We start from the raw sequence: 12,569 nt of genomic DNA on the forward strand, positions 1-12,569 counted from the left end.
GCTCTCCTCCGTCTTCGGTGGGCGCCGCGCGCCCGGTGCGGAACCGCTCAGTGATTGGTCTGCGGAAGGATCGTCTGCATCGGCTTGGCGAACACGCCGACGCCACCGGTGTGACCCGAGGCGGCGATGCTCTCCTTGGCCGCGCTCACGACCGCTTCGGCGGTGATGTCGAACTCGTCGTACAACGTCTGGAACGCCGCGGAGGCGCCGTAGTGTTCCAGGCTGACCGTGCGGCCGGCGTCGCCGACCACCTCGCGCCAGCCCTGGGAGATGCCCGCCTCGACGCTGACGCGTGCGCGGACGTGCGGCGGGATGACCGAGTCGCGGTAGGCCTCGGTCTGTCCGTCGAACCACTCGCGGCACGGCATCGACACGACGCGTGCCGCGATGCCCTCCGCCGCCAACGTCTCACGTGCGGCGACCGCCAGCTGCACCTCCGAGCCGGTCGCGATCAGCACCACGTCGGGATCGCCCTCGGTGTCGAGCAGGACGTAGGCGCCCTTCACCGCCTCCTCGGCGGGGGCGAAGCCGTCCTTACCCCGCGGGAACACCGGGAGGTTCTGGCGGCTCAGGGCGAGGCCGGCGGGGTGCGTCGGGGACTCGAGGATCTTCTTCCAGACGACGATGGTCTCGTTGGCGTCGGCAGGACGGACCACGTCGAGTCCCGGGATCGCCCGCAGGGAGGCGAGCTGCTCGATCGGCTGGTGGGTAGGGCCGTCCTCACCGAGCCCGATCGAGTCGTGGGTCCAGACGTAGGTCACGGGGAGCTGCATCAGCGACGCGAGGCGCACCGAAGGCCGCATGTAGTCGGAGAACACGAGGAACGTGCCGCCGTACGGGCGGGTCGGGCTGTGCAGCGCGATGCCGTTGAGGATCGCGCCCATGCCGTGCTCGCGGATGCCGAAGTGCAGCACGCGGCCGTACCAGTCGCCGGAGAACATCTTGGTCGCGTGCTCGGGCGGGAGGAACGACGGCTGGCCCTTGGGTGTCGTGTTGTTCGACCCGGCCAGGTCGGCCGAGCCGCCCCACAGCTCGGGCAGCACCGGTGCCGCCGCCGTCAGGAAGGCGCCGGAGGCGACGCGCGTGGCGACACCCTTGGGGTCGGCCTCGTACGTCGGGAGGTCGGCGTCCCAGCCGTCGGGGAGCTCGCGAGCGTTCAGGCGGTCGAACAGGGCGGCCGACTCCGGGTTGGCCTCACGCCACGCGGCGTACAGCTCGTCCCACTCGGCCTGCAGCTGCTCACCGCGAGCACGGGTCTTGCGGGTGTGCTCGATCACCTCCGGCGGGACCTCGAAGGTCTTGTCGGGGTCGAAGCCGAGGATCTCCTTGGTCTTCGCGACCTCTTCCGCCCCGAGGGCGGAACCGTGCGAGGCCCCGGTGCCCTGCTTGTCGGGTGCGGGCCACGCGATGATCGTCTTCAGCGCGATGAAGCTCGGCCGGTCGGTGACCGACCGTGCCGTCTGGAGGGCCTCCCAGAGGGCTTCGACGTCCTCGGTGTAGCCGGTGCCGTCGTGGGTCCAGTCGACCATCTGGACGTGCCAGCCGTAGGCCTCGTAGCGCTTGAGCACGTCCTCGTTGAACGCGACCGCGGTGTCGTCCTCGATCGAGATCCGGTTGTCGTCCCAGATCACCGTGAGGTTGCCGAGCTGCTGGGTGCCCGCGAGGGAGCTGACCTCGGAGGCGACGCCCTCCTGCATGTCGCCGTCGGAGGCGATCGCATACACGTGATGGTCGAACACGCCCTCGCCCATCGGGGCGTCGGGCTCGAGCAGGCCGTGACGGCGCCGCGCGGCCATCGCCATGCCCACGGCGTTGCCGACGCCTTGCCCGAGCGGACCGGTCGTGACCTCGACGCCCGGCGTGTGACGGAACTCGGGGTGCCCCGGCGTCCGGCTGCCCCACGTGCGCAGCGACTCGAGGTCGGCCAGCTCCAGCCCGAAGCCGGCGAGGTAGAGCTGGATGTACTGAGTGAGGCTGGAGTGACCGCACGAGAGCACGAAGCGGTCGCGCGCCGCCCAGTCGGGGTCGGCGGGGTTGTGCCGCATCAGCTTGTTGTAGAGCAGGTACGCCGCCGGCGCGAGGCTCATGGCGGTCCCTGGGTGGCCGTTCCCGACCTTCTGGACGGCGTCCATCGCAAGGACGCGGACGGTGTCGACCGCCTTGCGGTCGAGCTCGGTCCACTCCAGCTTGGTGCTCACGTCGGCGTGCTCCTCGTACGGTGGTGCGGGGTCCCCGGCGCGGCGTTGCCATGTCGCACGGCGCAGTCGCCGGATCACGGACAGGTCTCGGGTGTGAGCCTACTCGTGCCCCATCGTTCTCGCGGATCGGCTCCCGGTCATGAGATTGCGGGCTGGGACCGTGGTCGCCGTCACGTCACGCGCGGGCACCATGCACCCGCGCGTGCGTCGCTTCGCGACGTGACTAGACTCGCGGCGTGACCGCAATCGACCCCGAGCTGAGCGCTGTGCACCAGCGTTCCTCGCACCCGTCGAACGGTCGTCCCCGTCTCGCTGACGTCGTCACCGCCTACGTCGGCCTGATGAAGCCGCGCATCATCGAGCTGCTTCTCCTGACGACCGTGCCGATGATGTTCCTTGCCGCCCAGGGTGTCCCCGGCCTCTGGGTCGTGGTGGCCACCCTGGTGGGTGGCACGCTGTCGGCGGGGTCGGCCAACGCCCTGAACTGCGTCTTCGACGCCGACATCGACCAGCAGATGCGTCGCACGCGTCGCCGTCCGCTGCCGCGCCACGCGGTGACCACGCAGGCCGCACTCGTCTTCGGTCTCGCTCTCGGCGTGATCTCGACGTTGTGGCTGGGCTTCTTCGTCAACTGGCTCTCCGCGGGTCTCGCTCTCGCGGCCAACGTCTTCTACGTCGTCGGCTACACGATGCTGCTCAAGCGTCGTACGGCCCAGAACGTCGTGTGGGGCGGCCTCGCCGGATGCTTCCCGACCCTGATCGGCTGGACGGCGGTCACCAACGAGCTGGCCTGGGCGCCGGTCGTGATGTATGCGGTCGTCTTCTTCTGGACGCCCCCGCACACGTGGGCGCTCGCGACCCGCTACCGCGAGGACTACGCGCGGGCCGACGTCCCCATGCTCCCGGTGATCGCGCCGGCGACCGTGGTCGGGCGCAAGATGCTCGCGTACTCGTACGCGATGGTGGCGACCTCGCTGCTGCTGTGGCCGATCGCGCCGACCGGCTGGTTCTATCCCGCGGTCGCGGTGGTTCTCGGCGCGGCGTTCCTGCTCGAGGCGCACCTCTTCCTCGCTCGGGCACGGCAGAGCTCGGAGCTGTCGGTGCTCAAGCCGATGCGGCTGTTCCACTGGTCCAACGCCTATCTCGCGCTGCTGTTCGTCGGCGCTGCGGTCGACCCCTTCCTGCGCTGACGCCCTGACGTGCGCTGAGGCGTTGCGGATCGACATCGCGACCACCTCTCGGGCGCAACGTCGATACACAACGCCTCAGTCTCCCCAGCGGCCGGACCGGCGGGGCCCGTACGCGCCCTGAGAACCCACCTGTGGTCCATGACCGACATCACCTCTGCCGTCGTCGACGCGCAGCATGGCGTCCTCACCTCCGCACAGGCCGCAGCGCTCTTCGGCGCAGCCCATGTGCGCTCGCGCGTCTATGCCGACGTCTGGCAGCGACCGCACCGCGGCGTCGTCGTGCTCCACAACGGGCCCCTCACCGCGGAGCAGACCACGATGGTCCGTCTCCTCTCGTGCTCGCCCGGTGCGGTCCTCGCAGGACCGAGCGCTCTGGCGTACGACGGGCTCACAGGGTTCGAGACCGACGCCACGTACGTCTCGGTCCCGATCGGCGCCCGCCGGCCCTCGATCGGCGGGATCGTCGTCCACTGGAGCGCCTACCTCGACCACCGCGACGTCAACCCGGCCCGGTTCCCTCCGCGGACCCGGCCGGCCCGGAGCGTGCTCGACTTCGCGAGCTGGACCGACAACGAGCGCTACGCGAGGGCGATCGTGCTCGCCGCGGCGCAGCAGCGTGTGGTCCGGACGAGCGACCTCCGCGACGCGATGACGCGACGGGGAGCGTGTCGGCACCGTGCCCTCGTGGTGGAGTCGTACCTCGACGCCGCGGGCGGGATCCAGTCGCTGCCCGAGCGTGACTTCGACGCGATCCGTGCGCGTTACCGTCTGCCGCCGCCGGCTCGGCAGCGTGCGGTGGTGCGCAACGACAAGCGCTACTACCTCGACGTCGACTGGGAGGAGTACGGGGTCGGCTGCGAGGTCCACGGCATCCCGCACCTCGACGTGAGGAGGTGGGACGCCGACGCCGGTCGCGGCAACGAGCTGCTGATCTCGGGGCGGCGTACGGCGGTCTTCACGTCCTACGCCATCCGTCGTACGCCCGCCGCGGTCGGGGACCAGCTGAGACGGCTGCTGCAGAGCGCCGGGTGGGACGGGACCTGATGCCGTACGTATCGACATTGCGACCACCTCCTGGGCGCGATGTCGATACGCAACGCCTAAGCGCCCGTGGGGGAGGGCGTACGCGTGGTGGGGACAGGGGCGCGGCCACGCGACTCGAGCGTGGCCCAGGTCGCCGCCGCGGCCAGGATGCCCGCTCCCAGCAGGTGCAGGCCCACCAGCACGATGGGGAGATCGGTGAAGTACTGCACGAACCCGATCAGGCCCTGCCCGAGCTCCACCGCGAGCAGCACGACAGCCGCGCGGACCGCGGTCGCGGGCGCACCGACGGCCTTGTACGCGAGCAGGAGCCCGACCGAGAGGCCGAGCAGGAGGAACACCGCATCGGCGTGCAGCTGCGTCACCGACACCGGGTCGAAGCCGTTGCGGGCCGTGTCCGGGTCGCCTGCGTGGGGACCGGCTCCGGTGACCACCGTGCCGATCATCACGGTTGCCCACATCACGGCGTACGTGAGCCAGCCGAGCACGCGGACCGGCGAGGGGACGAGGTCGGCCGACGGACCGGGCGGCAACGACGTCTCGCGCAGCAGGACGGTGGACAGGCTGACGAGGCCGATCGAGACGGCGAGGTGGATGGCGACCACCCACGCGTTGAGGTCGACGAGCACCGTGATGCCCCCGATGCCGGCCTGCAGGGAGATCCCGAGGGCCATCAGGGTCGCAACCAGCACGGCGTGCGGGCGCCGGGGTCGCCAGGCACGGACCGCGAACCACGTGGCGATCGCAACCGCGACCAGCACGAAGGTGAGCAGCCGGTTGCCGAACTCGATGAGGCCGTGGGCGCCCAGCTCGTCGTGAGGAACGAAAGAAGCGTCGGTGCAGCGCGGCCAGGTCGGGCATCCGAGCCCGGAGGCGGTGAGGCGGACGGCCGCGCCGGTGACGATGATGCCGATGTTGGCGACCAGCGAGGCCCAGGCCCAGCCACGGACGAATCCGTCGGTGGGGTTGCGGAACTTCTCGATCAACGTCATCACTCCCACTTGAACGTCCGAGCGGTCGCTGCTGCGGCGACTCCCGCCCAGACCACGAGCACCACGATGCTGGAGACGGGCGGCGCGCTCCCGTCGAAGACGGTCCGCATGCCCTCCGAGAGCGCGCCGGTCGGCAGCACCGACAAGAAGGTCTGGGCCGCATCTGGGTAGCGGCTCAGGGGGACCAGCACCGCACCGCCCACCAGGAGCAGCACGTAGACCAGGTTCGCGACGGCCAACGTCGCCTCCGCCCGCAGGGTCCCCGCGAGCAGGAGCGCCAGGGCCGCGAAAGCCGCAGTGCCGAGCAGCGCCAGCACCACCATCCAAGCGTACGCCGCAGCGCCCCCGTCGGGCTCCCAGCCGAGCCAGAGGGCGACGAGCACCAGGATCACGAGCTGTGCAGCCTGTACGAGCAGGACCGACCCGATCTTGCCGACGAGGAGGCCCCAGCGGGGGAGCGGGGTGCTGCCGAGGCGCTTGATGACGCCGTAGCGTCGCTCGAAGCCGGTCGCGATGGCCAACGACGTGAACGACGACGACAGGATCGCGAGGGCGAGCACGCCCGGAGTGACGATGTCGATCGGGCGCCCGGGGCCGAGGTCGACGATGCGGGTCGCCTCCGTTCCTGCCACCAGCAGCAGCAGGGGGATGACGAGCGCGAGCAGGAGCTGCTCACCGTTGCGCATCAGCAGGCGCGTCTCCATGACGGTCTGCGCGAGGACCATGCGGGGGACGGGGGCGGCACCGGGCCGAGGCGCGAAGTCGAGGCTCACGAGCGGAGCTCCCGTCCGGTCAGGTCGAGGAAGACGTCCTCGAGCGTACGGCGGCGTACGGCGATCTCGTCGAGCAGGACGTCCTGGGTCGCGAACCATGCCGTCACCCCCTGCAGCAGCGCAGGGTCGACCGTGCCCGAGACGAGGTAGACGCCTGGGCTCTGCTCGACGACCTGCGACCCGGCGGGGAGCGCCGTCACGAGCCCGGCGGTGTCGATCCCCGCCGGCGCGCTCAGGCGGATCGTGTTCTCGGCACCCTCGCTGGTGAGGTGCTTCGGGGAGCCGGAGGCGATGAGACGGCCGTGGTCGATCACGTGGACCCAGTCGGCGAGTCGCTCTGCCTCGTCCATGAAGTGGGTGGTGAGCACCACGGTCACGCCGCTGGCGCGGAGCTCGTCGACCAGCTCCCACGTCGAGCGCCGGGCCTGAGGATCCAGGCCGGCGGTGGGCTCGTCGAGGAACACCAGCTCGGGGCGTCCCACCAGCGCGGTCGCCAGGGCAAGGCGCTGCTGCTGGCCTCCGGACAGGCGTCGGTACGGGGTGCGGCCGACGCCCCCCAGGCCCAGGCGCTCGATCAGAGAGTCGACGTCGAGCGGGTCGGCGTACAGGCGGGAGACGTAGCGGAGCATCTCGTGGGGGTACGCCGCCGACCAGGCGCCCCCGCTCTGGAGCATCACGCCGACCCTCGGACGCAGACGTGCGGCGTCACGGACCGGGTCGAGGCCGAGGACGCGGACCGTACCGGCCTGGGGGCGCCGATAGCCTTCGCAGGTCTCGACCGTCGTGGTCTTGCCGGCTCCGTTGGGACCGAGGACGGCCGTGACCGTGCCGGTCTCGACGGTGAGGCTCAGGCCGTCGACAGCCGTCGTGTCGCCGTAGCGCATGACGAGGCCGGCCACCTCCACGGCGAGGGAATTCACTGGCCCAGTCTAAAGTTCTCGTGTTCGATAGGGGCTGCTGGGGCTGCCGCCGGGGCGTCCCCGGAGAAAGGGCCCTGTGTTCAGCAGGATGGGACGGTACGTCGTCCGGCACCCGTGGCAGGTGATCCTCGCGTGGATCGTGCTTGCGGTCGCGGTGGTGGCGCTTGCGCCGCCGTTGCAGTCGACCTCGGAGGAGGCGGACTTCCTGCCTCGCGAGTACGAGTCGATCAAGGCGCTGGAGGCGCAGGCCGACGCGTTCCCCGAGCTGGCCGACACCGAGCCCGCGGCGATCGTGGTCGTGGACCGCGCCGACGGCAAGCCCCTCACGGCCGAGGACTCGGCAGCGGTCGGCGCCCTCGCCGACGACCTGAGCGCCGCTGACATCGAGCACCTCGCAGACATCCGGGCGAACCCGCCGTCGGAGAACGGCCTCGTCCAGACGATCACCGCGGGACTCACCGAGGGCACCGACCCGTTCGACACCACGCTGACCGACAGCGCCCGGGACCTGCGCGAGCAGGTCGATGGGGCCGTCGAGGACACCGACCTGCGTGTCGGGGTCACCGGCTCGATCGCCCAGAACCTCGACGCCGAGGAGTCGGCCGGCAACGCCGAGGCCGCGGTCGGCATCGCGACGATCGGTCTCATCGTCGTCCTGCTCCTGGTGATCTTCCGCAGCCCGATCATCGCGCTGCTCCCGATCCTCGTGATCACGATCATCTCCCAGGTGGCGACGGGCCTGATCTCGATCGCCAACGAGGCCTTCGGGCTCCAGGCCGACTCGTCGATCACGGTGATCCTGATCGTCGTCCTGTTCGGCATCGGCACCGACTACATCCTCTTCCTGATGTTCCGCTATCGGGAGCGGCTGCGAGACGGGGAGGAGCCGAAGGCGGCGATGGTGCATGCGATCGAGCGCGCGGGCGAGGCCATCGCGTCGGCCGGTGGAGCGGTCATCGTGGCGTTTCTCGCGTTGGTGCTCTCCTCCCTCAGCATCTTCCGCTCGATCGGCCCGGCGCTCGCGATCGCCGTCGCGGTCACGGTCGTGGCCGCGCTCACCCTCATCCCGGCCGTCGTCTCGCTCCTGGGGACGAAGGTGTTCTGGCCCTCGAAGGCCTGGAAGACCGAGCCGAAGAATGCCCGGTTTGCGGCGATCGGCGACTCCCTTGGTCGACACCCGGGGAGGTTCGCGCTCGCCTCGGGTCTGCTGCTGGCGTCACTCGCGGTGTTCGCGTTCGGCTTCAAGCCGTCGTTCGACTTCTCCCAGCTGAGCCTGCCCGACGACGCGGAGTCGATGGTGGCGAGCGAACGCATGCTGGAGGGCTACCCGGCGGGCGCCACGGCCCCGCAGACGGTCATCCTGCGCAGTACGGACGGCGATCCGATCGTGCAGGCTGACCTGGCCCCGTTCGGAGCGGTGCTGGCAGGGGCCGACGGGGTCGCTCAGGTGGCGGACCCGGTCCCGAACGCCGACGGCTCGGCCGCGCTGTTCGTCGTGACGCTCGAGGACGACCCGATGTCGGACGCCGCGATGGAGCACGTCGAGGGGCCGATCCGTACGGCCGCTCACGACGCCGCGCCAGACGGCTCGGAGGCCCTCGTCGGCGGGACGACGTCGATCTTCGTCGACCTGCAGGACGCGATGAGCCGTGACTACTCCGTCGTCTTCCCGGTCGCCGCGCTGCTCATCATGGTGATCCTCGGGCTCCTGCTGCGGAGCCTCGTCGCGCCGCTCTATCTGATGGCGTCGGTCGGGTTGGGCTTCGGGGCGACGCTCGGTGCGACCGTGCTCGTGTTCCAGGTGGCCCGAGGCGAGGACGGCCTCATCTTCATGCTGCCGATCTACATCTATCTCTTCGTGGTGGCGCTGGGCACCGACTACAACATCCTGATGATCGCCCGCCTGCGAGAGGAGTCCCGCCAAGGCCGGGACCCGCACGCGGCCGCGGCCTGGGCCGTACGCCACGCGGGTCCGACGATCGCCGCGGCGGGCCTCATCCTGGCGGGATCCTTCGCCGCGCTCATGCTCGGAGGCAACCCGTTGCTGGTGTCGATGGGCTTCGCGATCTCGTTCGGGATCCTTGTCGCTGCGTTCGTGATGTCGATGTTCTTCACCCCGTCGCTGACGGCGCTGCTGGGCCACACCGCCTGGTGGCCCGGCCACGGCGACGAGGCGCGCGCCGGTGACGCCGATGAGTCGGTCGACGTCGGCTCCGACCGCCTGACCCGAGAGAGGTGACGCGATGCCGCTGCCCGTGATGCCGCCCGTGCGCCCGATGCTGGCGAAGTCGGTCAAGGGAGTGCCCGATCCCAGCAAGGTCCAGGGCGGGCTGTCGTACGAGCCGAAGTGGGACGGGTTCCGCTGCATCGTCTTCCGTGACGGCGACACGGTGGAGATGACGAGCCGCAACACGCGCGATCTGACGCGCTACTTCCCCGAGCTCGTCACCGCGTTCCGGGAGAACCTGCCCGAACGATGCGTCCTGGACGGCGAGATCATCGTGGCCGTCGACGGTCGGCTGGAGTTCGAGGTCCTCCAGGAGCGCATCCACCCGGCGGCCTCACGGATCGCTCTGCTCGCCGAGCAGACGCCCGCGTCGTACGTCGCCTTCGACCTGCTCGCCCTCGGTGACGACGACCTGACGGGGGAGCCGTTCGAGCTGCGCCGCGCCCGTCTCGTCGAGGCGCTGCAGGATGCGAGCGATCCGGTGCACACGACGCGGACCACGCTGGACCCCGCCGTCGCCGAGGAGTGGTTCGGGCAGTTCGAGGGGGCGGGGCTCGACGGTGTGGTGGCCAAGCCGTTGCGGGCGCCGTACGAGCAGAACGCCCGCACCATGCTCAAGGTCAAGCACGAGCGCACGGCGGACGCCGTCATCGCCGGCTACCGGCTCCACAAGACCTCGACGCCGGAGAAGCCCTTGCTAGGCTCGATGCTGCTCGGGCTCTACAACGACGAGGGCGTCCTCCAGCACGTCGGCGTGTGTGCGGCCTTCACCGCATCACGGCGGGCGGAGCTGGCGGCCGAGCTCGACCGCCTCGCGGTGCCCTTCTCGGAGCACCCGTGGGGGCGGTGGGCCGAGGCCGAGGCCCACGAGGCCGGGGACCGGCTGCCGGGAGCGCAGAGCCGGTGGAGCGCCGGCAAGGACCTGTCCTTCGTGCCCATCAGCCCCGTGCTCGTCGCCGAGGTGGCGTACGAGCACATGGAAGGGACGCGGTTCCGGCACACCGCCCGCTTCAAGCGGTGGCGGCCGGACCGCGACCCCGAGTCGTGCACGTACGAGCAGCTCGAGGAGGTCGTCTCGTACGACCTCGGTGACGTGCTGGGCTGAGCCGACCGATCAGCTGCTGGCGGGGTTGCCCTTGAGCGGGATGTCGCGCAGGGTCAGGTAGAGGATGAGCGCCACCACGGCGCTCGCCAGCAGCGAGAGGGACACCAGCAACACGGCCGACAGCGACTCGACGCCCCCCAGCACCTGGGGAGAGGGTCCGCCGCCCATCAGCATGTCGGCGCCGAGGACGAGCAGCACGACGCCGATCGTCTGGACCGTGCCCAGCAGAGCCCCCCACCGGTAGTAGCCGAAGGCGATCGCGGCGCCGCCGAGGAAGTAGCTGAGCCCGCTCAGCGACCACGACAGCCAGATCCCGAAGAAGTCGCCCGAGGAGTCGTAGAGGTGGGCGTCGAGAGTCACGGTCGGCAGGTCGAGAGCATCCAGGACCAGTGACTCCACCAGCATCCCGATCGCGCCAAGGAGGGCGAAGGTGATGCCCAGGCCGACGGCGGCCACGATCGTGCCTCGGAAGAGCGACCGACGTGTCGCGCCTCCCACGACGTGGAGCGTGAGGATCGAGGGGGGCATGATGAGGCCCATCACCCCGAGGAAGGCGGGCGCGGAGCCGAGGAACCCGTCGCCCGTGCTGGACTCGAGGTCGCCCCACCGGTCGATGACGTAGGCGACGGCCACGGTGATCGTCGCGACGGCGATCCAGAAGTAGGCACCGATCTGCCACGTGCCCAAGAAGAGCGTGTACGCGCTCGTGACGGTGCCGCGTTGCTCCTGCGCCTGGGCGGTGACGGGGGAGACGGTGGCGCTCATCGCGCGTCCTCCTTCATGGGATCGGGTTCCTGGCTGAGGTGGATGAAGAGGTCCTGGATGGACACCCGGGCGATCTCGATCCCGGCATCCCGGGCCAGCGCGATCTCGGCGGGCTCGAGGCTGCCTTCGAGCGTGAGCTGCGTGGTGCCGCCGAGGTTGCGCGTCGCCAGGACGCGGTGCTCGTCGGCGAGCTTGCTCACGGCAGTGCTCGGACCCACGAGACTCACCGCACGGCTCCGGAGGGCGTCGGCCGTCTCCGAGACCAGGGTGCGGCCACGGTGGAGCATGACCACGTCCTCGAACAGCCGCTCCACCTCCTCGATCAGGTGGCTCGACACGACGATCGTGCGGGGGTGGTCGGTGTAGTCGTCGAGCAGCGCGTCGTAGAACGCGTACCTGCTTGGCGCGTCCATGCCGAGGTAGGACTCGTCGAAGATCGTGAGCGGCGCCCGGCTGGCGAGCCCGACGATGCAGCCGAGGGCCGACTTCTTACCGCGCGACAGCTTGGCGGGTGTCGTACGGGGGTCGACGTCGAACTGGTCGAGCAGTGCGCGGGCGTAGTCACCGTCCCAGTGCGGGCGGAGCTCGTCGTAGTAGCCGAGCGTCTCGTTGATCGAGGTGTCCCCGAGGACGTCGCCGGACTCGCGGACGAGCTGGACGCCGGCCATGACGACGGCGTCCTCGAACGGATCAACGCCGTTGACCAGCACCGTCCCGGAGGTCGGTCGCCGCAGCGACGCCAGGAGTGACAGCGCCGTCGACTTGCCGGCGCCGTTGCGCCCGAGGAGCCCGGTGATCGTGCCGGGCCGGACGGTGAAGCTGACGTGGTCGAGGGCGGCCTCGTCGGTGCGGCGGCGGCCGTACCTGACGGTGACGTCGGTCAGCTCGGCTCCGTACGGGGTGGTCATCGTGTCTCACCTTCTGCGACGCGAGGGGCGGGGAGGGTCTCCGGGTGTTCGTCGAGATAGGCGATGAGCTCCGAGCGCGGGATGCCGAGCAGGTCGGCCTGCTCGACGGCGGGTCGGAACACCCGCTCAAGGTAGGTGTCGCGGCGCTCCTTGACGAGCCGGTCGTGCGCGCCGACCGCCACGAACATCCCGAGACCGCGACGCTTCTCGATCAGGCCCTCGTCGACGAGGATCGCGAACGCCTTGGCCGCCGTCGCCGGGTTGATGCGGAAGGTCGTCGCGTACTGGGTCGTGGACATCACCTGTGACTCCTCAGGCAGGTCGCCGCTCACGATCTGTGCGCGGATCTGGTCGGCGATCTGGATGTAGATCGGCTCCGGTCCGTCGAACACGCTCCGCTCACCTCCTGTGGTTCATTACTTGACTAATGAACCACACAACCTCACAGGA

The 12,569-nt window shown here is 70.2% G+C and carries 11 protein-coding genes; 4 read left to right on the top strand and 7 right to left on the bottom strand.

Features of this window, described 5'->3' with window-relative positions:
• Positions 1 to 47 precede the first annotated feature (47 nt).
• Positions 48 to 2,198, bottom strand: coding sequence for a transketolase (gene tkt, locus KV100_RS03840; protein WP_220341572.1), 2,151 nt, complete (start codon positions 2,196 to 2,198; stop codon positions 48 to 50).
• 245 nt (positions 2,199 to 2,443) lie between these two features.
• Between tkt and KV100_RS03845 the strand changes: the two genes are divergently transcribed.
• Positions 2,444 to 3,388, top strand: coding sequence for a heme o synthase (locus KV100_RS03845; RefSeq protein ID WP_374106980.1), 945 nt, complete (start codon positions 2,444 to 2,446; stop codon positions 3,386 to 3,388).
• Between the two features lie 138 nt (positions 3,389 to 3,526).
• Positions 3,527 to 4,432: a hypothetical protein gene (locus tag KV100_RS03850; protein WP_220341573.1), complete on the top strand. Its 906-nt coding sequence runs from the start codon at positions 3,527 to 3,529 to the stop codon at positions 4,430 to 4,432.
• A gap of 56 nt (positions 4,433 to 4,488) precedes the next feature.
• On the opposite strand, the gene KV100_RS03855 is transcribed toward KV100_RS03850, so the two are convergent.
• From KV100_RS03855 to KV100_RS03865, 3 genes are read right to left on the bottom strand one after another with little or no spacing between them, the layout of a single operon-like run.
• The gene (locus KV100_RS03855) at positions 4,489 to 5,421 is read right to left on the bottom strand and encodes a heme A synthase (protein WP_220341574.1); all 933 of its coding nucleotides are present in this window, start codon (positions 5,419 to 5,421) and stop codon (positions 4,489 to 4,491) included.
• A complete protein-coding gene (locus KV100_RS03860; protein ID WP_301021879.1) occupies positions 5,421 to 6,194 on the bottom strand; it encodes an ABC transporter permease in 774 nt (257 codons plus the stop codon). Before KV100_RS03860 ends, KV100_RS03855 begins: the two co-directional genes overlap by 1 nt.
• Positions 6,191 to 7,114 carry an ABC transporter ATP-binding protein gene (locus tag KV100_RS03865; protein ID WP_301021878.1) on the bottom strand — a complete coding sequence of 308 codons (924 nt, stop codon included), beginning with the start codon at positions 7,112 to 7,114 and terminating at the stop codon, positions 6,191 to 6,193. The genes KV100_RS03860 and KV100_RS03865 overlap by 4 nt, the downstream gene beginning before the upstream one ends.
• Before the next feature lie 88 nt (positions 7,115 to 7,202).
• Between KV100_RS03865 and KV100_RS03870 the strand changes: the two genes are divergently transcribed.
• The gene (locus KV100_RS03870; RefSeq protein ID WP_255565903.1) at positions 7,203 to 9,353 is read left to right on the top strand and encodes an MMPL family transporter; all 2,151 of its coding nucleotides are present in this window, start codon (positions 7,203 to 7,205) and stop codon (positions 9,351 to 9,353) included.
• Between the two features lie 4 nt (positions 9,354 to 9,357).
• Positions 9,358 to 10,446 (top strand): ATP-dependent DNA ligase, encoded by a 1,089-nt coding sequence (locus KV100_RS03875; RefSeq protein WP_220341577.1) that lies wholly within the window; start codon positions 9,358 to 9,360, stop codon positions 10,444 to 10,446.
• A gap of 9 nt (positions 10,447 to 10,455) precedes the next feature.
• On the opposite strand, the gene KV100_RS03880 is transcribed toward KV100_RS03875, so the two are convergent.
• From KV100_RS03880 to KV100_RS03890, 3 genes are read right to left on the bottom strand one after another with little or no spacing between them, the layout of a single operon-like run.
• Entirely contained in the window at positions 10,456 to 11,211 is a 756-nt protein-coding gene (locus KV100_RS03880) for a hypothetical protein (RefSeq protein WP_220341578.1), read from the bottom strand.
• The gene (locus KV100_RS03885; protein WP_220341579.1) at positions 11,208 to 12,119 is read right to left on the bottom strand and encodes an ATP-binding cassette domain-containing protein; all 912 of its coding nucleotides are present in this window, start codon (positions 12,117 to 12,119) and stop codon (positions 11,208 to 11,210) included. Before KV100_RS03885 ends, KV100_RS03880 begins: the two co-directional genes overlap by 4 nt.
• The gene (locus KV100_RS03890) at positions 12,116 to 12,511 is read right to left on the bottom strand and encodes a GntR family transcriptional regulator (RefSeq protein WP_220341580.1); all 396 of its coding nucleotides are present in this window, start codon (positions 12,509 to 12,511) and stop codon (positions 12,116 to 12,118) included. The genes KV100_RS03885 and KV100_RS03890 overlap by 4 nt, the downstream gene beginning before the upstream one ends.
• Between the last annotated feature and the right edge of the window lie 58 nt (positions 12,512 to 12,569).

The organism is Mumia sp. zg.B21 (genome assembly GCF_019550855.1).
Taxonomy (GTDB): domain Bacteria; phylum Actinomycetota; class Actinomycetes; order Propionibacteriales; family Nocardioidaceae; genus Mumia.